Below are 22,896 nucleotides of genomic sequence, written 5' to 3' on the forward strand. Positions count from 1 at the left end.
GACGGCGCCGGTGGCAGCGGATCCACCGGTTCCTCGGTGGCGTTCGCGGGAGACCTCCGCCGCACTGGTACGGTGACGGCGGAGGGCATCACGTCCCTGGGGCCGCCGAACAAGAGAGAACTTCGAGATGAAGCGACCATCCCGCGTGCGTCTCGGTCGCATCGGGATCGCGACCGTGCTCGCACTCGTGATCGGTGCGTCGGCACCATCGCTGTCCTCGAATCTGACCGCGACCGCCGCCAGCGAACCCCAGATGGTGTATCCGGCCTCGGGCAACATCCAGTCGAAGGTGGGCGATGGCTGTCGGGGCAATTACCGCGCCCACGACGGCATCGACATCTCCGGAGCCGGCGGCACGCCCATCGTCGCGTCCTACGACGGTGTCATCAAATCGCGCACCGCGAACAGCGGCTACGGCAACTACACCGACGTCGAGCATGCCGGCGGCTACGTCACGAGGTATGCGCACATGGCGTCGCCGGGGATGTATGCGCCGGGCACCCGGGTGGTCCGCGGCCAGCAGATCGGCGTCGTCGGCAACACGGGCAACTCCCCGGCGTACCACCTGCACTTCGAGGTGCGGCTCAGAGGTGCGGTGTACACCGCGGTCAACAACGGGTTCGTCTGCCTCTCGAACGTCGTGCGGGGTGCCTCGCTTCCCCTGTACTTCCCCGGCCTCGGTGCCGGACAGGCGCCAGGTGTCGCGTCGGCCGACTACACGGGCGACAGGAACGCCGACCTGCTGGAGATCGCCGGAAACGGTGCCCTCCGTCTCCGGCCGGGCACGGGCGCGGGGCGCTTCTCGTCGGGGACGACCCTGTTCGCGGGGTGGGGCGATACCCGCAGGCATCTCACCCATACTGACTTCAATAGTGATGGCAAGGCCGACATCCTCGTGGCGCGGTCCGATGCCGCCCTCGAGTTCTATGCGGGCAACGGCACCGGCGGATTCGCTTCAGCCGCCTCCGTGGGCAACGGCTGGTACAGCATGCTGCATGTGGTCTCCGGAGCCGACTACACGGGTGACGGGAAGCAGGATGTCCTCGGTGTCTCCGCGTCCGGCATCCTGACCATCTACCGTGGCAACGGATTCGGAAGGTTCGGTTCCCCGCACATCACGGTCGGTGGCGGATGGCAGTCCTACCACTTCCTCGTCGGCGGCGACTTCGACAACGACGGGAGTGGCGATCTGATGGCGGTCGACGGTCTGGGAACGCTCTACTTCTATCCTGGGTCGCCGGGGAGGTTCGGTACGCCGCGTGCGGTGGGCTCGGGATGGGTGGAGTTCACCGCCCTGACCGGAGGCGTCGACTACAACGGCGATGGGCTCGCAGATCTGGTCGCTCGCACCCCCGCCGGTCAGCTCTACTTCTACCCGGGACTCGGCAACGGCAATGTCGGCACCAGATCGTTGATCAGTGCGGACTGGGCCGACCAACTGGCAATCGAGTAGTCCAGGTCGAGCCGCGAACCGACGCTGGAGAAGGTGTGCGGCGTATCGTGGGTGCATGGTCGACCCCACCTTCGAGGAGATCGCGGCCGCTCTGTACGCGGGCTCCCCGGAAGCCTTCGTCGCGTCGCGGAAGGACCGGGCCTCGGAGGTCGACGACGCGGAACTCGCGTCCCGCATCCTCGCGCTCCGCAAGCCCTCGATCGCGGCCTGGGTCGTGAACGTGTTCGCGCAGCAGCGGGCCGGCCAGCTGGGGGAGGCGCTGCGGCTGGCGGCCGAGCTTCGTGAGGCGCAGGACGAACTGGATGCGCCTGCGCTGGCGAAGCTCGGCAGAGAACGTCGCGCACTCACGCGCCGGCTCGCGGAGACGGCGGCCGAGATCGCGGGTTCTCGCGGCGAACGCATCACACCCGCGACGCAGGAAGCCGTCGAGCGCAGCATCTCGGCGGCGTTCTTCGATCCCCTGGCTGCGAGCGCGGTCGCCTCCGGGCGGCTGTTGCGGGCGCTCGAACCCACGGCGTCGGCCACCGACATCCGGGACGCTGTGGCCGGCGACATCGATTCGCGGGAAGCCGCCCCGCAGCGGCCGACCGACGAGTTGCAGGAGCGGCGCGCGCGGAGAGAAGCCGAACGTCGCCTCGCCGCGGCCGAGAAGGACCAGACGGCCGCGGAACGGGAGCTCGCGAAGCAGGAGAGGGAGCTGCAGGGACTCCGAGACCGGGCGGCCGAGCTGGCCGAGAAAGCGGAAGAGCTCGAGGCGGAACTCACCCGGACCCGCGTGGCGGCGAGCCACGTCGAACGGGACATCCCGGAGGTGCAGGAGCGCAGGGCGATTGCCGCAGAGCGGGTGGACGACGCCGCGGAGGCAGCAGCGCTCGCGCGGAAGGCTCTGGACGCCCACTAGCGTGCAGTTTCCGCAGAGCTGCTTCGAGTCGAGTCACGCGGGACGGAGACGGCCCCGGAGGAAGGGCAGCATCGGAGCTCGGTACTCCCAGTTCGTGTCATCCTCGGGAGTGAGGGAGGCTTCCGCGCGACCGAAGCGCCAGAGGCGGTTGAAGAGGAACACTTCGATGACGACGGGGCGGTCGGTGGGGATCTGCCAGGTGCCCCGACCCCACTGCGTCGGCTGGCCGCGTTCGCCGATGACGAGCGTGGGCCTGACTCCTGCGTAGAGCGCGAATCGGGGGCGCCGCATCGTGAGTTCGATCCTGCGGACGCCCGCTCCGGGATCCCGCGCCGACCTCTCGTCATCCATGATGACCGAAGCCTACTGGGCCGCGGGAAGGTTTCACGGCATCGACGAGAGACTGCGGTGGAGCCACACGTCCGCTTGCTTCGTCCGAGGGCTCCGGCCGCGGTCGTGGCGTTGAGAACGGGTTGCCAGGCTACGACGTCCAGCGGTGCCAGACATCGCTCGATCATCGTGCCTTCAGACGAGAGAGAACCTGGCCGGGATCACGTATCAGGAGGGTGGTTCGAGAGCGAGCACGGCTGTCGGTACCGCGCTGGCGTGCGCGGCGATGGCGTCGGCGAAGGCCTGCTGCACGGCAGCGATGGCCCCGCTTTCCTGCCTGCCGGCGCGTACTTCGGTGTACAGGGTTCGATGCGGCTCGGAGGCGAGGGCGACGACTTCCACTCCTCCGAAGCGCGCTTGCGTGATGAGCGCAGGGATGAAGGCCGCGGCGTGTCCCGAGCGGACGAGCTGCAGCATCAGCAGGGGGTCGGGCGATTCGCAGACCACACGAGGCTCGAAACCCGCCCCGCGGCACTTCTGCCTCGCCCACGCGCCCATGCGCGACTGCTGCAGATCGAGTGCCCAGCCGCAGTGTCGGAGGTCGCTCAGTGTCGTGGAGCCGGCGCGGTCGCCGACGCGCTCCGACTCGGGCAGCGCGAGATGCAGAGGTTCGGAATGGAAGTCCTGCCGGTGGACTCCGGCGGTCGGCGGCTGCTCGCCGCCGGGGAATTCCTCTCCCAGGACGATGTCGAAATCGTGGGCGAGAAGGCCGTCCCGTGCCTCGTCGACCTCGCGATGGCAGAGTTCGACGACCAGGTGCGGGTGGCGCTGCGATAGTAGCGTCAGTGCCGCCGGAGCGAGCTCGATGAGCGCGCTCTGAAAGGAGCCGACCCGGATGAGACCGCTCGTCGTGCCTGCGAGGTTCTGCAGGTCGGCCTCGGCGAGCTCCATCTGTTCGAGGATCAGATCGGCCCGTTCGGCGAGCAGCATCGCCGGACCGGTGAGCCTCACGCGGCGCCCCGACGGTTCGAGGAGCGTGGTCCCGACTTCACGTTCCAGAGCACTGAGCTGTTGCGATACGGCTGACGGCGTGTAGTTGAGTGCCCGGGCGACTTCCGCGAGCGTGCCGCGTCTGGAGAGTTCCCGCAGAATGCGGAGGCGGTTCACATTGAGCACGGGTGACTCCTCGACCGACGTTAAAGGTTAGCTACTCTTATGAGTTTAGGTGAATTCTCTTCGCTGTACTTATCGATGGTCAACACGGAAGCTGGATAGCGTGTCTCACAGCTTTCCTGATCTCACCCGCGCGGAATCGACGACGCGTGACCTCTCCCATCCTTCGGTCGGTGCTGCGCTCGGAGGCCTGGCCGGCCTGATCGTGATGAGCATGGTCGCAGGGATCCTGGTCGTGCTGCCGTTCGTCCCCGGGCTCGTTCTCGTGGGGCAGGCGGGGAACGCGGCGCTCGACCTTTTCGAGGAGCTTCCCGCGCACCTCACGATCGAACAGTCGATGCTTCCGACGACGGTGTACGCCCGCGACGCCGACAGCGGCGACGAGAAGGTCCTCACCCGGTTCTACGAACAGGACCGGATGCCGGTGACGTACGAGCAGATCTCGCCGACGATGATCGATGCGATCCTCTCCAGCGAGGACCCGCGGTACTTCACCCATAGCGGGATCGATCTGATCGGGACGACCAGGGCGATCCTTGGCAACGTCAAGGGAGGGCAGACCCAGGGCGGTTCGTCGATCACACAACAGTATGTGAAGAACGTTCTCGTGCAGCGCTGCGAGCTCGAGGCGACCGCGCCGGAGGCCACGGAAGACGATTCGGAGACCCTCCAGGAGTGCTGGCGCAAGGTGACCTCCGCCGAGGGAAGCGATGGATACATCCGGAAGCTGCAAGAGATGCGGTACGCGATCGCGCTCGAGAAGCGCTACTCGAAGGTCGAGATCCTGGAGCGCTATCTCAACATCGCGAACTTCGGCGGAACGATCTACGGTATCGAGGCGGCCGCGCGGTACTACTTCAACACCTCCGCATCAGCGGTATCCGTGGGGCAGGCGGCTGTGCTCGCCGGTGTCGTGCAGAATCCGAACAGCTACCGGATCGACCGCCCGGAGGGGTCAATCGCCGCGGCGTCGGGAGAGCGCGTGAACAAGGCGCCCGACGGTGCGGTCGATGACGTCTCGCCCGGTACGCTGGCGGCGCTCGAGGGGCTGCGCGGCGACGGGGCGATCACCGAGGAGCAGTACGTCCACGCCGCCGACGGATATAGCGAGACCAAGGGGAGACAGCTCTACGTGCTGAGCCGGATGCACGAGGACAGGAAGATAGCCGACGCGCAGTACACGGAGGCCGTCCTCGACCCGGTGCGCCCGGCGGTGACGCCTCCGACGAGCGGGTGCGCGGGCACGGGAGACGCGGCCTACTTCTGCCAGTACGTCATCGCGAGCATCCGCAGCGATCCCCGATTCGGGGACACGGCGGTCGCACGTGAGACGCGGCTGCGGCAAGGCGGGTTGCAGATCCACACCACCGTCGACGCCTCGCTGCAGGAATCGGTCGCTGAGGCGATGAGACGTCACGTGCCGGCATCTGCCGAAGGACTCAACCTCGGGGGAGCCGTCGTCAACGTCGAAGTCGGCACTGGTCGTGTGCTGGCCATCGCTCAGAACACGAACTTCACCGAGGACGAGTCGCACGCGGAAGACCCCAGCTACTCCGCGCTCGTCTATGCGGGCGATCCGGCGCGCGGCGGATCTGCGGGTTTCAACGCCGGATCCACGTTCAAGCTCTTCACTCTGTTGGCCTGGCTCGAAGCCGGGCGCTCCGTCAACGAGAGGGTCGACGGGCGGGTTCGTGCCATTCCACGGGTGAAGAACTCTTGCGACGGGGATTGGGTGAACCACAGCAACGTGGTGGTCAGGAATTGGGGTAACCAGCCCGGCTATGTCGGGACACCGGCGGAGTTCACATCGAGATCGCTGAACTCCGGGTATCTCGCGATGGCGGAACAGCTTGACCTCTGCGACATCTCCCGGGTGGCGAGCAGGCTCGGGGTGAAGGATCTCGCGGGCGGCGATCTGACCATGAACACGCTCTTCTCGGTGCTTGGATCCGCGAACGTGTCGCCGCTCGCGATGGCCAACGCGTATGCGACGGTCGCGAGCGGGGGGATGTTCTGCCCGACGACAGCCATCGAGCGCGTGGTCGGGCCGAACGGCGAAGAGATCATTCCGCCGCCTGCTGCATGCACGCGCGTGCTGGAGGCCGGCGTCGCAGCCACGGCCGCGTCCGTGCTTCAGGACGTGATGAACGGCGGGACGGGGTCACGAGCGAACCCCTGGGACGGCACCCCGATCATCGGGAAGACGGGATCGCACGAGGTGCAGCAGACCTGGATGATGGAATCCAGCACGAAGGTCGCGACGGGAGTGTGGGTGGGGAACGCTACCGGCCTTGACGACATGACCCGACGGTTCGGAGAGCGCAGATACGCACTGGCGCGTGACGTGCAGCGCGCCGCGAACAGCCTGTTCGGTGGAGGGCGTTTCGCCGAGGCTGATGCCCGTCTGACGAAGCGTTTCGAGGCAGAGGTTCCCGACGTCGTGGGGATGCCGGTCGAGGAGGCGGCCGCACGACTCGAAGCGTTGGGTTTCACGGTGCACCTCGACGGCGCCGTGCCCGAACCGGAAAGTGCCGACGACAAGGTCTCGTTCCAGGAACCCGCCGGCGGGCTCTTGGAGCGAGGAGGAACCGTGACCCTTCGTCCCGGCGACGCGCCCGACAGCTAGGAGCGTCGAGCGGGGCGCGTTCAGAGGATGGCCCCGGAGCGCTATCGAGCGAACGTGCAGTTCTAGTGGGCCCGCGGGCGCATTGACGAAGAAGTGAACTCGACTTGGCGAAGGAGAGGACTCAACCTCACCAGGGCAAAGCAAAACCCCCGCCATGTAGAAGCTAGGCGAGGGTTTCTGGAGTGATTGTAACGATCACTCGTGTGGCTCCGACCGGCATCGATCCGGTGACCTTTCGATTTTCAGTCGAACGCTCTACCAACTGAGCTACAGAGCCGCGCGACCGGCGAACCTGTCGCGTCCTAGACGAAGAGCCCTCTCCGAAGAAAGAGCTCATCGCACGGAGCGACCCTGACGGGACTTGAACCCGCGACCTCCGCCGTGACAGGGCGGCACGCTAACCAACTGCGCTACAGGGCCATACTTGTTTTCAATTGTATCGGAAGGTGTGACCCCAACGGGATTCGAACCCGTGCTACCGCCGTGAAAGGGCGGCGTCCTAGGCCGCTAAACGATGGGGCCGAGTCAGTCCCGGAGGACTTCCTTGCCGACGCTCAAGCATAAGGGATGATCCGGGCAAATCGCGAATCGAGGGCGAGGCGGCTACCCCCGGGCGTGTTTCAGGAGGACGATGGGAGGGTCAGGCGTGCGATGACCGTCGTCGGATCGACCCTGGTGCGGATGTGAAAGTTGTTGTTAGTGTGGCATTTGTGAAACCGGCGGAAGGGGCCGCGTGAACGACGACCAGACAACTCTGGATGCTGCGGTTGCCGCGGCTTCAGATGATTGCGGCTGCGCGCCCAGTCCTGCCGAGCGCCGAGCGTTCGGCAAAGACGGCCTCAGCCGCCGAGGCGCTCTCGGCCTCGGCGTGCTCAGTGTCGTCGCGCTCAGCGCCTTCGGCATCTCCCAGGGCGTATCCGCCGCCTACGCCGCGACGTACCCGAGCTGGGACGATGTGCAGCGGGCGAAGCAGAGCGAGGCCGCCAAGGCCGCCGAGGTCACCCGCATCGAGGGCCTCATCCAGTCCCTGACCCAGAAGGTCGCCGAGACCCAGGCGGCCGCGAAGGTCGCCGCGGACGAGTTTTACGAGGCACAGCAGAAGTTCTTCGCCGCGTCCACCGAGGCCGACTCTCTGCAGGCCAAGGCCGACGAGCAGTCCGCGAAGGCCGACGCGTCCGCGAAGAAGGCCGGCCAGGTCGCCGCGCAGCTGTATCGCAACGGTGGCGATGACACCTCTCTCGAGCTGCTCTTCACCGGATCCGCCGACAATGCCGACGAGCTGCTCGCGCGCCTCGGCACGATGGACAAGCTGTTCGAGTACAACCAGTCGGTGTACGACGATGCGGTCGCCGCCCGGAACTCCGCGCAGTCCATGAGCGACCAGGCGGTGGTCGCTCGTGATGAGCGCGACCGCCTGCAGAAGATCGCCGAAGAGAAGATGGTCGTCGCTCAGCAGGCAGCCGACGCCGCTCAGGCTGCGCTCGACGAGCAGTCCGCGAACCTCGCCACCATGCAGGCGCAGCTCGCCGCTCTCAAGGACGCGACGACCAAGACGGTCGCGGGCTACAAGGCCGGTGTCGCGGCCGAGGAGAAGAAGCGCAGAGAGCGCGAAGCTGCGGAAGCTGCGGCCAACGCCGGCGGCAACAGCGGCGGCGGCGGCTCTCAGGGCAGCGGTGGCTGGTGCCGTCCTCACGGCGGCGGCAAGAGCTCCGGCTACGGACCCCGTTCGCAGCAGTGCGGCCCGCAGGGCTGCTCCTCGAGCTTCCACTACGGCACGGACTTCGCGAACGGCTGCGGCGCGGCGATCTATGCCGCCCAGTCCGGCACGGTCGACTACGCGGGCTACAACGGCGGCTACGGAAACTACATCCGCATCCAGCACGGCGGGGGAATCGGCACCGGCTACGCGCACATCCGCGACGGAGGCATCGTCGTGCGGTCGGGCCAGTGGGTCAGGTCCGGTCAGGTCATCGCCTACGCGGGCAACACCGGGCGCTCGTTCGGCTGCCACCTGCATTTCGAGGTCTACGACCGCGGTAGCGCCATCAACCCGGTGCAGTTCCTCGCTCGGCATGGCGTCTCCGCCTGATCAGCACCTCATCTTCGACGAGAAGACCCCCGGCCGCAGCTGCGGAACCGGGGGTCTTCTCGTCGAAGGCGCGGGGATCAGTGGCCCTGCTCTCCGAAACGCACGATGGCTTCGTCGAGGATGCGCTGCGCTTCGGCGGCGTTCCCCCACTCGTCGACCTTGACCCACTTGTTGGGCTCGAGGTCCTTGTAGTGCTCGAAGAAGTGCGCGATCTCCTTCTTCGTGTACTCGGCGATGTCGTCGATGTCCTGGATGTGCGCCCAGCGAGGGTCCTTCGAGAGCACGGCGACCAGCTTGTCGTCTCCGCCGGCCTCGTCGCTCATCTTCAGCACGGCCACGGGACGGACCTCGACGACGACGCCCGGGTAGATCGCGTGGTCCAGCAGCACGAGCACGTCGAGCGGGTCGCCATCCTCGCCCAGCGTGTTGTCGAAGTAGCCGTAGTCGGCGGGGTAGCCGAAGGTCGTGTAGAGAACGCGGTCGAGGTGCACTCGTCCGGTCTCGTGGTCGACCTCGTACTTCACGCGGCTGCCGCGCGGGATCTCGATGACGGCGTCGTGTGCGCCCATGCGTGTACTCCTCAGGAAAAGTTCGGTTGGATACCGCGGACTAGCCTACCCGCGGCTCCTCGGCGTCCGACCCCCGCCCGCGACGGTGTGCGATGCGGTTGAGCAGGCGCGAGAGCGGGCCGTTCAGCAGGAGGAGGAGCAAGGCGAAATAGCCGTTGGGCACGGTGAGCACGGCGATCACCAAGGAGACGGCGAACAGGATGATCGCGGCGAGGTCGCCGACGATCCCCGCTCTCAGCACCTCCGTCGGTGCCGTCGTGAGATCGGGGTGGCGACGCAGGTACATCCACCCGGCCAAGGTCGTGACCTGCGTCATGATCAACGTCCCGATGTAGACCACGGCCTGGAGGGCATCGGAGTCCAGCTGCCCGAGCATCGCGGTGGGCACGGGCAGCCAGACGATGGTCGCCATCCAGGCGACGTTGATCCACAGGAGCGGCGTGGTGATCAGCTCCACATCGCGGTATTGGCTGTGGTGCCCCATCCAGAACGTCGCGATGAGGACGAAGCTCAGCCCGAAGCTCACCAGCTGAGGTGAGTGCTCGGAGAAGAACTCCGCCGTCGTCAGCTTCCCGGACGCCGCGTCGGAGACGGACTCCAACAACGGCAGGATGAGCAGCGTCATCGCGATCGCCACGACGGCATCGACGAACGCCTTGAAGCGTTCGGTGCGGAACTGCTGCGTGCGGGGCTGAGCGGTCACGGCGCCAGGATAGCCCTGAGGGTGCACCGGCGCACGGACCGGGGCCGTGCCCTACCGTGGAACCGTGCCTTCCCTGTCTCCCGCCATCGCCGAGATCCGCCTGGCCGTGCGCACCGCGCTCGCCGACATGCCCGAGGGGTCCACGGTGATCGTCGCCCTCTCCGGGGGAGCGGATTCCCTCGCGCTCGCTGCCGCCACGGCCTTCGAAGCTCCCAAGCTCGGGCTCCGCGCGGCGTCGCTCACCGTCGATCACGGTCTGCAGGAAGGATCGGATGCGGTTGCTTCGCAGGCGGCGCGGGCGGCGGCGGCGCTCGGTCTCGACCCGCTGATCGTGCGTGTCGACGTCGCCGGGGAGGGTGGGCCGGAGGCCGCGGCGCGTGAGGCGCGCTACGGGGGGCTCCGGGATGCGGCGGCGGACGTCCGCGCCGCCGCGGTCCTGCTCGGGCACACCCTCGATGACCAGGCGGAGACGGTGCTGCTCGGTCTCGCCCGCGGATCCGGGGCCACGAGCCTGCAGGGCATGGCGCCGGTCCGCGAGGACGCCGACGGTGTGCGGTGGGTACGCCCGTTGCTCGGCGTCCGGCGGGAGACGACCCGGGCTTTCTGCGTCGCCTCCGCACTCACGCCGTGGGACGACCCGCACAACCGTGACGAGCGCTACGCCAGGGTTCGAGTGCGCGAGCGCGTGCTCCCGGTGCTCGAGACGGAACTCGGTCCAGGGATCGCCGATGCGCTCGTGCGCACCGCCGAGCAGCTGCGGGAGGATGCGGAAGCCTTCGACGAGATGATCCACGAGACGATCGAAGACATCGTCGAGCACGCCGAGGCCGGCATCTCCGTCAGCGTCGCGGCGCTCGCCGCGAACCCGGCGGCGCTGCGCAACCGGATCATCCGCCTGGTCGTCGACAGTGAGTTCGGCGTCAGCCTGACGAGGACGCAGACCATCGAGGTCGCGCGGCTGGTGACCGACTGGAACGGTCAGGGGCCGATCGACCTGCCCGAGTGCTCGGCCGTGCGCCGCGGTGGGCGCATCGTCTTCACCGCGTCCGGTCGCTGAGCGAGGGGGAAGCCCTACTTCTTACCGCCGAAGAGACCGCCGAGAATTCCGCCGAGGTCGATGCCGCCGCCCGATCCGCTGCCGTTCCCGCCGCCGAGCAGTCCGCCGATCACGTCGCCGATCCCGCCTCCGCCGGAACCACTGCTGCCGCCTCCGCCGAGAAGGCCGCCGATGAGGTCGCCGATCCCGCCAGAGCTCTCGGCTCCGGTGTCCGTCTTGGCGGTCTTGTCCTTGTTCGCATTGGCGATGAGGCCCATCACGATCGGCGCCAGGATGGGGAGGAGCTTGCCGAAGTCGATGCCGGGAGTCGCCTTCGACTCCGTGAGCTCCTTCGTGACCTCCTTCTCCTTCGAGCCGAGGATGTGCGCGACGATCTTGCCGCCGTCGGCCTGATCGATGTCATCGACCTTCGAGGCGCCGGCGGTGCCCTCGTGCTTCTTGAGCGCGTTCTGGATCGCTGCGGAGCCTTCGTCGGTCTCCGCGTTCTTCGCGAGGCCGCCCAGGAGCACGGCACCACCCTGTTCGACGGCGACCTTGGCCTCGTCTCGCGAGACCCCCAGCTTCTCCGCGATGTCATCGATCGGTACCTGCGCGAGGATGTCGTCAAGAGTCATGGTGAATCCTTCCCTCAGGGGCGTCCGCCCGCGTCACCGCTCACAGTAGTGCGGATACCGGAGCATGGGGTGGCGTCGCCTAAAATCGATCCATGCGCGCCGCGGAGATCCAGGACGACCTTGCACAGATCCTCGTCACAGAGGAGGAGATCCTCGCCAAACTCGAGGAACTGGCGGCGCAGGTCGCCCGGGACTACGAAGGCAAGGACCTCGTCCTCGTCGGCGTCCTCAAAGGCGCCGTGATGGTGATGGCCGACTTCGCGCGGGCACTGCCCTTCCACGCACCGATGGATTGGATGGCGGTCTCGAGCTACGGCGCGAGCACCAAGTCGAGCGGCGTCGTACAGATCCGCAAAGACCTCGACACCGACCTCAACGGCAAGCATGTCCTGATCGTCGAGGACATCATCGACTCCGGTCTCACGCTCAGCTGGCTGCTCGAGAACTTCGGCTCGCGCGGGGCGGAGTCGATCGAGGTGCTGGCACTTCTGCGCAAGCCCGAGGCCGCGAAAGTCGTCATCGACTGCAAGTACGTCGGCTTCGACATCCCCACCGATTTCGTCGTCGGCTACGGCCTCGACTACGACGAGCGGTACCGCAACCTGCGCGACGTCGCCGTGCTCGCGCCGCACGTCTACTCCTGACGCGCGACGACGGGTGTGCTGCCGGGGTACGCCGTGGGTGAACGCACAGCGACCCCCTAGGGCGCGCGCGATACGCTGATCCGATCATGGATGTGAAGAAGCTCACCCGGAATCCGCTGATCTACGTCGCGCTGATCGGCGTGCTGCTCTTCGGCGGATTCCTGCTGATCTCGAATCTGGGTGCGCCCAAGCAGATCACGACGCAGGAAGGGCTCAAGCTCCTCTCCGGCACCACGGTCACCGAGGTGGTCACCACCGACGGCGATCAGCGCGTGGACATGACACTCTCCAAGCCGTTCGAGGGCTCCGAGAACGTGCAGTTCTACTACGTCGACGCACGCGCAGACGAGGTCGTCTCGGCGATCAACGAGGCCGCTCCCAAGGACGGCTTCAACGACGCGGTGCCGCGGGCGACCTGGTTCGACGGCTTCCTCTCCCTCCTCCTCCCGCTGGTGCTGCTGGGCCTCCTGTTCTGGTGGCTCCTGTCGTCGATGCAGGGCGGTGGCGGCAAGGTCATGCAGTTCGGCAAGTCCAAGGCCAAGCTGGTGAGCAAGGAGACCCCGACCGTCACCTTCGCCGATGTCGCCGGTGCCGACGAGGCCATCGAGGAACTCCACGAGATCAAGGAGTTCCTGCAGGATCCCGCCAAGTTCCAGGCGATCGGTGCCCGCATCCCGAAGGGCGTCCTGCTGTACGGCCCCCCAGGAACGGGCAAGACGCTGCTCGCCCGCGCGGTGGCCGGGGAAGCAGGAGCCCCCTTCTATTCGATCTCCGGATCGGACTTCGTCGAGATGTTCGTCGGCGTCGGAGCCTCGCGTGTGCGCGACCTCTTCGGCCAGGCCAAGGAGAACGCCCCGGCGATCATCTTCATCGACGAGATCGATGCCGTCGGCCGTCACCGCGGCGCCGGTATGGGCGGCGGAAACGATGAGCGCGAGCAGACCCTCAACCAGATGCTGGTCGAGATGGACGGCTTCGACCCGAACGCGAACGTCATCGTGATCGCGGCGACCAACCGTCCGGACATCCTCGACCCCGCGCTGCTGCGCCCCGGTCGCTTCGACCGCCAGATCGGCGTGGACGCCCCCGACCTCAAGGGACGTCAGAAGATCCTCGAGGTGCACAGCAAGGGCAAGCCGCTCTCCAAGAACGTCGACCTCGAGGTCGTCGCACGCAAGACCCCCGGTTTCACGGGTGCCGACCTCGCCAACGTGCTCAATGAGGCGGCGCTGCTGACCGCGCGCTCGAACGCGCAGCTGGTCGACAACCGCGCCCTCGACGAGGCCATCGATCGTGTGATCGCCGGTCCGCAGCGCCGCACCCGGGTGATGCGCGACAAGGAGAAGCTCATCACCGCGTATCACGAGGGCGGACACGCACTCGCCGCCGCCGCGATGAACTACACCGATCCGGTGACCAAGATCACGATCCTGCCCCGCGGCAAGGCTCTCGGCTACACGATGGTGCTGCCGCTCGACGACAAGTACTCCGTCACCCGTAACGAGCTCCAGGACCAGCTGACCTACGCCATGGGCGGCCGCGTCGCCGAGGAGCTCGTCTTCCACGATCCGACCACCGGTGCCTCGAACGACATCGAGAAGGCGACCTCGATCGCTCGCAAGATGGTCATCGAATACGGCATGACGACCGAACTCGGTCCGGTCAAGCTGGGCACCGAGGGCGGCGAGCCGTTCGCCGGGCGCGACATGGGTCGAGGACGTGAGTACTCCGAGACGATCGCCGAGCGGGTCGACACCCAGGTCCGCGCGCTCATCGAACAGGCGCACAACGAGGCCTACGAGGTTCTCAGCGCGAACCGCGACATCCTCGACAAGCTCGCTCTGGCCCTGCTCGAGGAGGAGACCCTCGACCACAACCAGATCGCCGAGATCTTCACCGAGATCAAGAAGCTCCCGGAGCGCCCGTTGTGGCTCTCGAGCGAAGGCCGTCCGGTGTCCGAGCGTCCTCCGATCGAAGTACCGAAGAAGGACGTCTCGCTCGCGGCATCCGTCGAAGCCCCGGCCGGTGCCCCGCGCACGCAGCAGGGTTCGGCGGGAGCCGGGCACCCGCGGCCCGCGACGGCGTGACGTGACCGTCGACAGACAGCGTGTCGAGCGGCTCACCCGCGAGCTTCTCGAGGCGATCGGTGAGGATCCGGATCGACCGGGATTGAAGCAGACCCCGTCGCGGATGGGGGAGTTGTACTCCGAGTTCTTCTCCGGGGTGGGGGAGGATCCGGCGGAGCCGCTCGCCCGCACGATCAGCGTCTCCCGCGGCCCGGCGCCCGACACCCTGCCCTCCGGCGCTGTGCTGCTGCGCGACATCCGCTTCCGCTCGGTCTGCGAGCATCACCTGCTGCCGTTCGCCGGGCACGCCCACATCGCGTATCTTCCGGGGGAGCAGGTCGTGGGGCTCGGGGCGCTCGTTCGCGTGGTCGAGATCCTCGCCGCACGCCCTCAAGTGCAGGAGCGACTCGGAGAGCAGATAGCGGACACGATCGCCGAACACCTCGACACCCGCGGCGTGCTGGTGGTGCTCGACGCCGCCCACGGCTGTGTGACGATGCGGGGCGGTCGGCAGACCGAGACGTCCACGCTCACGATCGCCGCCCGGGGCGAGTACACGGACGCTGTCGCCCGGACCGAGCTCATCACGTTGATCGGGGCGGCAGGGTCCGGAGCAGCACGCTGATGACGGGCATCTGGGGCATCGTCAACGTCACGCCCGACTCCTTCAGCGACGGCGGGCGCTACCTCGATGTCGATCATGCGGTCGCGCACGGTTTGCGACTGCGTGCCGAGGGAGCGACCGTGCTGGACGTCGGCGGTGAATCCACCAGGCCGGGTGCGGAGCGGGTCGGCGAGCACGTCGAGCAGCAGCGCGTCATCCCCGTGATCGAGCGACTCGCCGCTGCCGGTGTGCCCGTGAGCATCGATACGCTCAGTGCGGCCACCGCTGCCGCGGCCGTGCGTGCGGGCGCCCGTATCGTGAACGACGTCTCCGGCGGGCTCGCCGACCCGGAGATGCGTGCGGCCGTCGCCGAGTCTGGCGCGGACTTCGTCATCGGCCACTGGCGCGGCTTCTCCGCGGACATGTACGCGAACGCCGAGTACCGCCGTGTCGCCCGCGAGGTCGCCGGTGAACTCCACGAGCGCGTGGGGGAGGCGGCCGTGGCCGGGATCGCTCCGTCGCGGGTGATCGTCGATCCGGGTATCGGCTTCGCGAAGACCGGGGCGCAGAACTGGGACGTGCTGCGCGGACTCGAGGAGATCGTCGCGCTCGGGCCCCGGGTCCTGATCGGCACGTCGCGCAAGCGCTTCCTGGCGGAGACACTGCGCCAGGAGACCGGCACCGACGACGAGGTATCGGAGTCGCGGAGCGACCTCGCGACAGCTGTCACGAGCGCCCTCGCCGCGCAGGCCGGAGCGTGGGCTGTGCGGGTCCACGATGTGGCCGCGACCCGCGATGCGCTCGCGATAACGCATGCCTGGACGGGCTGAACGTCCGCTCAGCCGCCGGAGGGCGTCCCCCGTACGCTAGAGGCATGGATTTCCTCGATGAGATCGTCCTCACCGGCCTTACCGTCTTCGGCCGCCACGGCGTCTATGCGCACGAGCGGGAGGACGGGCAGGAGTTCTCGATCGATCTGCGTCTGCGGATGTCGCTGGACCAGGCGGCGGCGTCGGATGACGTGGCCGACACGGTGCATTACGGAGAACTGGCCGAGAAGGTGGCAGCGGTGGTGGGGGGCGAGCCGGTGAACCTGATCGAGACGCTCGCCGAACGGATCGCCGCCGTGGCGCTGGGAGACGTGCGCGTGCAGAACGTCACCGTCACCGTGCACAAGCCGCACGCCCCGATTCCGCTCAGCTTCGCCGATGTGGCCGTCACGGTGCACCGCAGCCGTGCGCCCGAGGCGATGGAAGACATCACGATATGAGCCGCAACCTCGCAAACCCGCTCGATCTGCCGGACCGCCGCGCCGGCCGCCCCGAAACCGTGGCGGTCGTCGCGCTCGGCGCGAACCTCGGGGACCGTCACGGGACCATCCGTGCGGCGGCCGAGCGGATCGCCCGGCTGCCGTTGGTGAGCGACGTCCGGCTCTCTCGCTTGTTCGAGACCGTCGCGCTCCGCCTGGACGGTCCGGATCCCGAAGCGCCCGGCTACGTCAACGCGGTCGCTTTGGTCACCACGCGGCTCGCGCCCGAGATCCTTCTCGGGATGCTCCACGCCATCGAGGACGAGAACGGCAGGGAGCGCCGAGAACGGTGGGGCGACCGCACCCTCGATCTCGACCTGATCGCGTACGGCGACCTCGTGTCGGACGACCCCCGCCTGCAGCTGCCGCACCCCCGGGCGGGCGAGCGGCTGTTCGTCCTCGATCCGTGGCTCGATGTCGACCCCGAGGCCGAGCTGCTCGGCAAGGGAAAGGTGTCGGACCTCGTCGCCGGGCTTCGAGCACGGGGCGAGGGATGAGGCGCACGTCCCTCGGCGTCCTCGTCGTCCTCGCGCTGCTCGCCGGCGGCGCCGGATTCCTGCTCGATCACATCCTCACCGCGTCGGGGCGCATCACGTTCACGCCGTCGCTGCTGCTGCCCGTGCTGCTCCTCCTGATCGCCGCCGCCTCGGTGGGGGTCGCCTGGCCGGTCCGGCGCAGCGTGCGGTCGGGGATCCGCATCGATCCGTTCCGCGCCCTCCGTGCGGCGACGCTCGCCCGTGCCTCGAGTCTGCTCGGGGCGATCATGGCCGGCTTCGGGGCAGGCCTGCTGGCGTTCCTCCTGTCCCGTCCCGTCGTTCCGCAGGTAGGGTCGACTGTGGCCATGCTGGCCCTGATCGGAAGTGCGATCATCCTCGTGATCGCCGCTCTCGTCGCCGAACAGTTCTGCACCCTGCCGAAGGATCCTGATGACTCAGAACCCAGAGACCACGCCCCTCAACCCGGCGGAGGGCACTGATCTCGCCGCCCTCGACCAGGGCACCTACTCGAAGCTGCGCACCGCGCGCAACGAGGCTCGGCTGGAGCTCGACGGCACCTGGCACCAGATCTCGCCCCGCTATGTCGTGTCCCAGATCGTGCAGAACGTGATCTTCATCGTCCTGGTGGCCGTCGCGGCCGTCGTGCTGAACCTGGTGCTGCACCAGCAGTGGGTGTGGATCCCCGCCGGTGTGATCCTGCTGATCACCGTTTTCGCTCTCATCATCCTGCCGCGCCAGGCCAGGGCGATCGGATACATGCTGCGTGCCGATGACATCGTCTTCCGCAAGGGAATCCTCTGGCAGCGCATGATCGCGGTCCCCTATGGGCGCATGCAGCTGGTGGACATCACGCAGGGACCTCTCGATCGCGCTTTCGGTATCGCCCAGTTGAAGATGGTCACCGCGGCGGCGACGACCGGCGTGCAGATCCCCGGGCTCACCCAGGAGGCCGCTGAGGCACTGCGCGACACGCTCATCCACGTTGCCGAGACCCGCCGGACCGGCCTGTGAGCGAGCCGCAGCTCCCGCCGTCTCCGAGTGCGCAGGCGACGGCCTCGGAGCCGTCCACGAGCCTCGCCAACGGCGAGTGGCACCGCATGCACCCGCTCACCCCGCTCTTCAAGGGCGGGCTGGTGCTCATCATCGTCGCCGGCATCACGATCGCGAACATGCGCGATCGCCTCATCGCATGGGCCGTGGCACTGTTCGCGCCGGAGGAAGCGCGTTACGGTGACTACGCCGGGGCCGACCCCGTCGAGTGGGTACTCGCGAACAACCTGATCCTGGTCGTGCTGCTCAGCGTGCTCGGTCTCGCGATCGTGCTGATACTGATCTTCTGGTTCGTCTGGCGCTTCCAGCAGTTCCGCATCACGGGTGACCACGTCGAAGTGCGCAAGGGCATCATCTTCCGCTCGCACCGTCGGGCACCGCTCGATCGGGTGCAGGGCGTCAATCTCACCCGCCCCTTCCCCGCTCGCATCATCGGCCTCGCCAAGCTCGAGGTCGTCGGCGCGGGCAACGACGCGAACGTGGAGCTGGAGTATCTCGCAACGGCTCGCGCGGAGTCCGTCCGGTCGGACATCCTCCGCCTGGCTTCCGGAGCGAGGGCGGCACGCGCTGCGGCCCAGAACCCTGATCCCACTGCCGCGGCGGACGCGCCCACCTCTGCTCGCGCGCAGCTGGTCGGCTCGATGAACGAGGGCGTCAACGGACTCCTCGCGGGGGTGGACCTCGCCGATGTCGTCCCCGAGAGCGTCGTCAAGATCCCGACGGGCCGTCTGGTCGGCTCCCAGCTGATCTCGGGCGTGCTCTGGTTCGTGTTCTTCGGCGCGATCTTCGCGATCGCTTTCGGCAGCGCGCTGATCGGCATGTTCATCGACGGCGACACGGGCGGCGGGATCGTGCTGCTCGGCCTGGGCCTCGGCATGGGTGTGCCGATGGTCATCGCGGTCGTCGGTATCACCTGGGCGCAGATCTCGAAGTCGTTGCGCTATTCGATCGCCCCCACGCCCGACGGCGTACGCATCACCTACGGTCTGCTCACCACGGTGACCGAGACGCTTCCGCCCGGACGCATCTTCGCGGTCGAGGTGTCGCAGTCCCTGCTGTGGCGTCCGTTCGGCTGGTGGACGATCCGGATCAACCGGATGAGCGGCAAGAGCGCCGCGCAGCAGTCCTCCGGAAGCGGGCAGCAGTTCAACGTGGTGCTCCCGGTCGGCAAGCGGGCCGACGTCGAGCGTGTCCTCGGGCTGGTTCTGCCGGACGTTCCGGCGGCGAACATCCCGGAACTCTGGGAGCACGGCATCGTGGGTCCGGGGGAGGGCGATGCCTACCGGACGATGCCTCGTCGAGCGCGGTGGCGGCGTCCGTTCTCGTGGAAGCGGCACGGCTATCTCGTGACCGATTTCGGGCTGCTGCTTCGTCGCGGGATCGTGTGGCGCAAGCTCGCCGTGTTCCCGCTCGCGCGCCTGCAGGGCGTGTCCCTCAGCCAGGGGCCGATCGATCGAGCACAGCGGGTGTCGGGGGCACAGGTTCACACCGTTCCCGGTCCGATCACGGGTTACCTCTCCGGACTCGAGCGTGCCGATGCCCTGGCGCTGCTCGACGGTGTCGTGGTCGCCGCCGCTGAGGCCGCGTCGCGCGACAGGAGCCACCGATGGAGCGAGCATTCGCCCACCGCATCTGAGCCGACTCCTCCGGCTCCCCCGGCCTACACGGGGCCGCCTCCCGTTTCTCCTCCCCCTCCGTACACAGGGACGCCTCCGGTCGCACCTCCCCCTCCGTACTCCGGGCCTCCCGCTGCGCCGCCGGCGCCTCCCGCCGCGCCGCCGCCTCCACCAGCGACGCCGCCGCAGCCGCGGTCGGAGCAGTGACAGTGCCGCGGGATGGGCGACTCGGCGTCGGGATCATCGGCGCCGGGCGCGTCGGTCCCGTGATCGGAGCCGCGCTCGGTGGGGCCGGGCATGCCGTGGTCGGGATCACGAGCGGCTCCGACGATGAGCGTGCCTCTGCGGTCCTTCCCGATGTGCCGGTGCTCGACCCGCTCGACGTCGTGCGTCGCGCCGAGCTCGTGGTCATCGCGGTCCCCTCGGAACAGCTGCCCTCGCTCGTCGCGGGTATCGCCGAGGTGGGCGGTTGGCAGGTCGGACAGCTCGTGCTGCACACGGATCCGGCGTTCGGCATCGAGGTTCTGAGTCCTGCCGCCGCACGCGGTGCGATTCCCCTCGCCGTGCACCCGGCGATCACCTTCACCGGGACGTCGATCGACCTCCGCCAGCTGCAGGCCGGCTTCGCCGCGGTGACCGCGCCCGCCGCTGTGCTGCCCATCGCTCAGGCGCTCGCCGTGGAGATGGGCTGCGAACCGGTCGTGATCGCCGAGGCCGACCGTCCCGCGTACGCCGACGCGATCGCCACCGCGACCGAATTCTCCCGGTCGATCATCGGGCAGTCGACCGCACGGCTGCGTGAGATCGGCGTGGAGAACCCCGGCGGATACCTGTCGGCGCTGGTGCAGTCGACCGTCGAACGCGCCCTTCGCGAGGCCTCGGATCCTTCTCCGCTGATCTGACCGTGTTGCGCGCACGGGTCCTGGAGCGAGTGCTTGTACCCGGTGGGCACCAGGTCTATCTTGAGGGCATCGGAGCGCCTGAGAGGAGGTGGCCCATGGTCATCGGTCGAGAGCGTCCGCTGGCCGCCGCCATGGATCTCCTGATGGCAGGCGTCAGCGTCGACATCGTGGGCGGGCGGGGGAGCGGTCGGAGCACATTCCTCCGTGCCCTGGCCTCCCGCCTCGAGGATCGGGAATGGACCGTCGTCAGGGCACGAGGAATCGCGTCGTTGCGGCAGCACAGCTTGGGCGCGCTGCACCTCGCCGGGTTCGGTACCGCGACGGGTGCTCGACCAGCGACTCTGAATGAGACGGCACGCGCGCTGGCCGAGCGACTCCGTGCGCGAACAGGGGTGCTGCTCGTGGACGACTGGGATGATCTCGACGAGTCATCCTGGGGAGTGGTCGAGTACGTCCGCCGAGACGCCGGCGTGCCGGTCGTGATCTCGCGCCTCCAGGGCCTTCGTGCACGCCATACCCCGACGGGCTTGCCCGCGTCGACGCTCGAGCCTGCCTACGTGATCGACATCGAGTCCCTCCGGTTCGACGAGATGGAGTCGGTGCTCAGGGAACACCTCGGCGCACCGGTCGAAGCGGGAACGATGAGCCGCCTCTTCGCGAAGTCCGGCGGAAATGTCGGACTTCTCCTCACCCTGGTCGACGCCTCGATTCGCGAACAGCGCATGTCTCGTCGGAGTACCGGGGAGTGGGAGGCATCGCGGGACCTCTGGAGCGGAGCTCTCCGTGCAGTGCTCGAAGCGCATCTCGAGGGGTTCGAAGATCACACACGGGACGCGTTGGAGATCATCGCGGTCGTCGGCGTCGCAGACCTCGAAACGGTGCGGAAACTCGTGCCGTGGGAGATCCTCGAATTGCTCGAGGAACGGGGGACGATCGCGATCGTCCCGAGCGCAGGACGACGACTCGTGACGGTCGTTCCTCCCCTCCTCGTCGAATACTTCCGGCATGAGCCCTTGGCGACGAGAAGGACTCGCCTCATCGAACTCGTCGAGGACAAGCTCGGGGCAGGGCTCGGGGAGCAGGAGTCGGAGCCTGACGAGCCGCGGCGCAGCATCAGCAGCGTGGACGATGCTCTCTTCGTGCGTCTTCTCCAGGAGCGTGCGCGGACGTTGCGCCTGGTCACGGCTGCGGAATGGGCGGTGAATCCGTCACCGGCTGCAGCGGTCCGATACGCCACGGCGCTCATGCACGCGAGTACCGAGACGGTGCGATCCACGGTGGAAGGGATCATCGACACCGTCGATCCGAGCCTGGGGGACGGCGCGAGTCTGGCCGAGTTCGTGGTCCTGCGAGCACAGTGGCGCGCGTACGTGGCGGGGGAACTCGACGAGGCGATCGCGCAACTCCGACGGGATGCCGCTGATCTCTCCCTGGGGCCGTATCGACGTCTCCTCGATGCGGCTCAGGTGCGGTTGCTCGTCAACCTCCGTGAAGTTCCCCAGGACTTCACCTCGAAGCTCGAGGTCGAGGATGATCTGCCCGGCCCTGTGAAGATCACGCTGTGGGAGACGCAGATGCTCGTGCTCGTCTGCCTCGGTCGATTCGACGATGCGAGGCGGGTCTTCGCGGAGGTGTCGACGCTCGACGACGGACATGCTTCCCACCTTTCGCGGGCGCTCATGGGACTCGCCCTGCTCGGAGCCGGCCGGCATCGGGAGGGGATGGACTTCCTCGGCCGCGGCTTCGACGAAGCGCACGGGTATCTCGATGTGGATGCGTTACGCACGTTCGGTGCAGCCCTCGCCCTGGGGCACATGCTCGCAGGAGACTACACCGCCGCCGATGACGTCTTGGAGACCCTGCATTCCGCGGGTGATCCGGCCGTCTATCCGCCGGGCATCCCGCTCGCCTTGCTGTCGATCAGTGCGGTGATCAACATCCGACGAGGCAAGGTCTCGGCGGGGGAGCGGTTCGCCGCGGAGATAGAGAAGCTGGAATACCCCGACGGCCCCTTGCCCGGGCAGTCTCGAGCCTGGCCGAGGGCGCAACTCCTGGCCTTCGAGGGCGACCTCGCTCGGGCGGGGGAGGTCCTGTGGAGTTCCGGCACGGATCTGTGGAATCGCAATGCACGATACGCAGGGGTGACGGAGCTCCTGTCCTCGCTCGAGCTGGTGCCGTCTGTCGAACGCCTGGCTGACGTTCGACAGAAACTGCGAGACCTCCCCGATGCTCGCTCGCTCGCCGCATATGCGGACTTCGTCGCGGCGGGCGTGGCCGGAGACGCTGCGGCGATGCTCGCTTCCGTCGATGTTCTGGAGGACCGCGGTCTGGCCGGTCTCGCTCTCTCCGCGTGCAAGCTCGCGGCAGCGGCGTTCGCCAAGGCCGCGGATCCGGAGTGGGAAGCCGCGGCCCGGGCACGAGAAGAGCGTTTGCGGACCGACTTTGCCGGGCGACAGATAGACACCGCTCGATTCGCCGCAACGGCCACTGCGCTCACCGAAAGGGAGAAGGAGGTCGGTCGGCTGGCGGCCGAGGGCCTGACGAATCCGGAGATCGCGATTCGACTCGTTCTCAGTGTCAGGACGGTGGAGAGTCATATCCATCGACTTCTCCGCAAGCTCGATCTGCAAGGGCGACAGGGCCTGAGCAACCACCTGGAGGCCCTTCGCTGAGTCGCTCCGACCGGGCGTCGC

At 67.8% G+C, this 22,896-nt stretch carries 21 protein-coding genes and 3 tRNA genes; 16 read left to right on the plus strand and 8 right to left on the minus strand.

The genetic code is table 11. From position 1 onward, the window contains the following. Positions 1-127: 127 nt before the first annotated feature. Together FGL91_RS07575 and FGL91_RS07580 are read left to right on the plus strand one after the other, a co-directional pair. The gene (locus tag FGL91_RS07575) at positions 128-1,453 is read left to right on the plus strand and encodes a peptidoglycan DD-metalloendopeptidase family protein (RefSeq protein ID WP_131492959.1); all 1,326 of its coding nucleotides are present in this window, start codon (positions 128-130) and stop codon (positions 1,451-1,453) included. Positions 1,454-1,508: 55 nt separating this feature from the next. Next, entirely contained in the window at positions 1,509-2,354 is an 846-nt protein-coding gene (locus FGL91_RS07580; protein WP_153243526.1) for a transposase, read from the plus strand. Between the two features lie 33 nt (positions 2,355-2,387). On the opposite strand, the gene FGL91_RS07585 is transcribed toward FGL91_RS07580, so the two are convergent. Beyond that, positions 2,388-2,705, minus strand: a complete 318-nt coding sequence (locus FGL91_RS07585; RefSeq protein WP_131492957.1) for a hypothetical protein — start codon at positions 2,703-2,705, stop codon at positions 2,388-2,390. 207 nt (positions 2,706-2,912) lie between these two features. After that, on the minus strand, positions 2,913-3,860 hold the full coding sequence (locus FGL91_RS07590; RefSeq protein ID WP_153243527.1) for a LysR family transcriptional regulator: 948 nt from the start codon (positions 3,858-3,860) through the stop codon (positions 2,913-2,915). A 100-nt stretch (positions 3,861-3,960) separates the two neighbouring features. On the opposite strand from FGL91_RS07590, the gene FGL91_RS07595 reads away from it, so the two are divergent. Beyond that, positions 3,961-6,483 carry a penicillin-binding protein gene (locus FGL91_RS07595; RefSeq protein ID WP_153243528.1) on the plus strand — a complete coding sequence of 841 codons (2,523 nt, stop codon included), beginning with the start codon at positions 3,961-3,963 and terminating at the stop codon, positions 6,481-6,483. A 204-nt stretch (positions 6,484-6,687) separates the two neighbouring features. On the opposite strand, the gene FGL91_RS07600 is transcribed toward FGL91_RS07595, so the two are convergent. The 3 genes from FGL91_RS07600 to FGL91_RS07610 all read right to left on the minus strand — a co-directional run bounded on the left by FGL91_RS07600 (position 6,688) and on the right by FGL91_RS07610 (position 7,005). Next, a tRNA-Phe gene (locus FGL91_RS07600) sits at positions 6,688-6,760 on the minus strand. Between the two features lie 69 nt (positions 6,761-6,829). Continuing rightward, positions 6,830-6,903, minus strand: a tRNA-Asp gene (locus FGL91_RS07605). A gap of 29 nt (positions 6,904-6,932) precedes the next feature. Further along, a tRNA-Glu gene (locus FGL91_RS07610) sits at positions 6,933-7,005 on the minus strand. Positions 7,006-7,216: 211 nt separating this feature from the next. Here FGL91_RS07610 and FGL91_RS07615 point away from each other — a divergent pair. Then, positions 7,217-8,572 carry a M23 family metallopeptidase gene (locus FGL91_RS07615; RefSeq protein ID WP_131492953.1) on the plus strand — a complete coding sequence of 452 codons (1,356 nt, stop codon included), beginning with the start codon at positions 7,217-7,219 and terminating at the stop codon, positions 8,570-8,572. A 77-nt stretch (positions 8,573-8,649) separates the two neighbouring features. On the opposite strand, the gene FGL91_RS07620 is transcribed toward FGL91_RS07615, so the two are convergent. Next, the gene (locus tag FGL91_RS07620) at positions 8,650-9,141 is read right to left on the minus strand and encodes an inorganic diphosphatase (protein WP_017204665.1); all 492 of its coding nucleotides are present in this window, start codon (positions 9,139-9,141) and stop codon (positions 8,650-8,652) included. A 40-nt stretch (positions 9,142-9,181) separates the two neighbouring features. Further along, a complete protein-coding gene (locus tag FGL91_RS07625; RefSeq protein ID WP_153243529.1) occupies positions 9,182-9,844 on the minus strand; it encodes a TMEM175 family protein in 663 nt (220 codons plus the stop codon). A 64-nt stretch (positions 9,845-9,908) separates the two neighbouring features. Here FGL91_RS07625 and tilS point away from each other — a divergent pair, with 64 nt between their 5' ends. Then, positions 9,909-10,901 carry a tRNA lysidine(34) synthetase TilS gene (gene tilS, locus FGL91_RS07630; protein ID WP_131492950.1) on the plus strand — a complete coding sequence of 331 codons (993 nt, stop codon included), beginning with the start codon at positions 9,909-9,911 and terminating at the stop codon, positions 10,899-10,901. A gap of 14 nt (positions 10,902-10,915) precedes the next feature. On the opposite strand, the gene FGL91_RS07635 is transcribed toward tilS, so the two are convergent. Next, entirely contained in the window at positions 10,916-11,515 is a 600-nt protein-coding gene (locus FGL91_RS07635) for a DUF937 domain-containing protein (RefSeq protein ID WP_153243530.1), read from the minus strand. Positions 11,516-11,607: 92 nt separating this feature from the next. Here FGL91_RS07635 and hpt point away from each other — a divergent pair, with 92 nt between their 5' ends. From hpt to FGL91_RS07690, 11 genes are all read left to right on the plus strand, one after another. Next, positions 11,608-12,159, plus strand: a complete 552-nt coding sequence (gene hpt, locus FGL91_RS07640) for a hypoxanthine phosphoribosyltransferase (RefSeq protein ID WP_047521293.1) — start codon at positions 11,608-11,610, stop codon at positions 12,157-12,159. Between the two features lie 86 nt (positions 12,160-12,245). Further along, positions 12,246-14,246 carry an ATP-dependent zinc metalloprotease FtsH gene (ftsH, locus tag FGL91_RS07645; protein WP_047521291.1) on the plus strand — a complete coding sequence of 667 codons (2,001 nt, stop codon included), beginning with the start codon at positions 12,246-12,248 and terminating at the stop codon, positions 14,244-14,246. 1 nt (position 14,247) lies between these two features. Further along, positions 14,248-14,850, plus strand: coding sequence for a GTP cyclohydrolase I (folE, locus tag FGL91_RS07650; RefSeq protein ID WP_047521289.1), 603 nt, complete (start codon positions 14,248-14,250; stop codon positions 14,848-14,850). Continuing rightward, positions 14,850-15,659: a dihydropteroate synthase gene (folP, locus tag FGL91_RS07655; protein WP_153243531.1), complete on the plus strand. Its 810-nt coding sequence runs from the start codon at positions 14,850-14,852 to the stop codon at positions 15,657-15,659. The genes folE and folP overlap by 1 nt, the downstream gene beginning before the upstream one ends. Positions 15,660-15,703: 44 nt before the next feature. Next, positions 15,704-16,099: a dihydroneopterin aldolase gene (gene folB, locus FGL91_RS07660; RefSeq protein ID WP_047521285.1), complete on the plus strand. Its 396-nt coding sequence runs from the start codon at positions 15,704-15,706 to the stop codon at positions 16,097-16,099. After that, positions 16,096-16,635, plus strand: a complete 540-nt coding sequence (folK, locus tag FGL91_RS07665; RefSeq protein ID WP_153243532.1) for a 2-amino-4-hydroxy-6-hydroxymethyldihydropteridine diphosphokinase — start codon at positions 16,096-16,098, stop codon at positions 16,633-16,635. The genes folB and folK overlap by 4 nt, the downstream gene beginning before the upstream one ends. Next, on the plus strand, positions 16,632-17,114 hold the full coding sequence (locus FGL91_RS07670; protein WP_131492944.1) for a DUF3180 domain-containing protein: 483 nt from the start codon (positions 16,632-16,634) through the stop codon (positions 17,112-17,114). The genes folK and FGL91_RS07670 overlap by 4 nt, the downstream gene beginning before the upstream one ends. After that, complete coding sequence (locus FGL91_RS07675) at positions 17,065-17,646, plus strand: PH domain-containing protein (protein WP_047521280.1); 582 nt, start codon at positions 17,065-17,067, stop codon at positions 17,644-17,646. The genes FGL91_RS07670 and FGL91_RS07675 overlap by 50 nt, the downstream gene beginning before the upstream one ends. Further along, entirely contained in the window at positions 17,643-19,508 is a 1,866-nt protein-coding gene (locus FGL91_RS07680) for a PH domain-containing protein (RefSeq protein WP_131492943.1), read from the plus strand. Before FGL91_RS07675 ends, FGL91_RS07680 begins: the two co-directional genes overlap by 4 nt. 2 nt (positions 19,509-19,510) lie before the next feature. Continuing rightward, positions 19,511-20,203, plus strand: a complete 693-nt coding sequence (locus FGL91_RS07685) for a DUF2520 domain-containing protein (protein WP_131493016.1) — start codon at positions 19,511-19,513, stop codon at positions 20,201-20,203. Between the two features lie 95 nt (positions 20,204-20,298). Beyond that, positions 20,299-22,875, plus strand: a complete 2,577-nt coding sequence (locus tag FGL91_RS07690) for a LuxR C-terminal-related transcriptional regulator (RefSeq protein WP_131492942.1) — start codon at positions 20,299-20,301, stop codon at positions 22,873-22,875. The last annotated feature ends 21 nt before the right edge of the window (positions 22,876-22,896 follow it).

This window comes from Microbacterium sp. CBA3102, assembly GCF_007954505.1.
Classification (GTDB): Bacteria; Actinomycetota; Actinomycetes; order Actinomycetales; family Microbacteriaceae; genus Microbacterium; species Microbacterium aurugineum.

Excerpts from the sequence above, each read along its gene's own strand:
- FGL91_RS07575 (WP_131492959.1), top strand. The coding sequence starts at position 128 with ATGAAGCGACCATCCCGCGTGCGTCTCGGTCGCATCGGGATCGCGACC.
- hpt (WP_047521293.1), top strand. The coding sequence starts at position 11,608 with ATGCGCGCCGCGGAGATCCAGGACGACCTTGCACAGATCCTCGTCACA.
- FGL91_RS07670 (WP_131492944.1), top strand. The coding sequence starts at position 16,632 with ATGAGGCGCACGTCCCTCGGCGTCCTCGTCGTCCTCGCGCTGCTCGCC.
- FGL91_RS07675 (WP_047521280.1), top strand. The coding sequence starts at position 17,065 with ATGACTCAGAACCCAGAGACCACGCCCCTCAACCCGGCGGAGGGCACT.
- FGL91_RS07620 (WP_017204665.1), bottom strand. The coding sequence starts at position 9,141 with ATGGGCGCACACGACGCCGTCATCGAGATCCCGCGCGGCAGCCGCGTG.
- FGL91_RS07580 (WP_153243526.1), top strand. The coding sequence starts at position 1,509 with ATGGTCGACCCCACCTTCGAGGAGATCGCGGCCGCTCTGTACGCGGGC.
- FGL91_RS07585 (WP_131492957.1), bottom strand. The coding sequence starts at position 2,705 with ATGGATGACGAGAGGTCGGCGCGGGATCCCGGAGCGGGCGTCCGCAGG.
- FGL91_RS07690 (WP_131492942.1), top strand. The coding sequence starts at position 20,299 with ATGGTCATCGGTCGAGAGCGTCCGCTGGCCGCCGCCATGGATCTCCTG.
- FGL91_RS07635 (WP_153243530.1), bottom strand. The coding sequence starts at position 11,515 with ATGACTCTTGACGACATCCTCGCGCAGGTACCGATCGATGACATCGCG.
- folB (WP_047521285.1), top strand. The coding sequence starts at position 15,704 with ATGGATTTCCTCGATGAGATCGTCCTCACCGGCCTTACCGTCTTCGGC.
- folK (WP_153243532.1), top strand. The coding sequence starts at position 16,096 with ATGAGCCGCAACCTCGCAAACCCGCTCGATCTGCCGGACCGCCGCGCC.
- ftsH (WP_047521291.1), top strand. The coding sequence starts at position 12,246 with ATGGATGTGAAGAAGCTCACCCGGAATCCGCTGATCTACGTCGCGCTG.
- folP (WP_153243531.1), top strand. The coding sequence starts at position 14,850 with ATGACGGGCATCTGGGGCATCGTCAACGTCACGCCCGACTCCTTCAGC.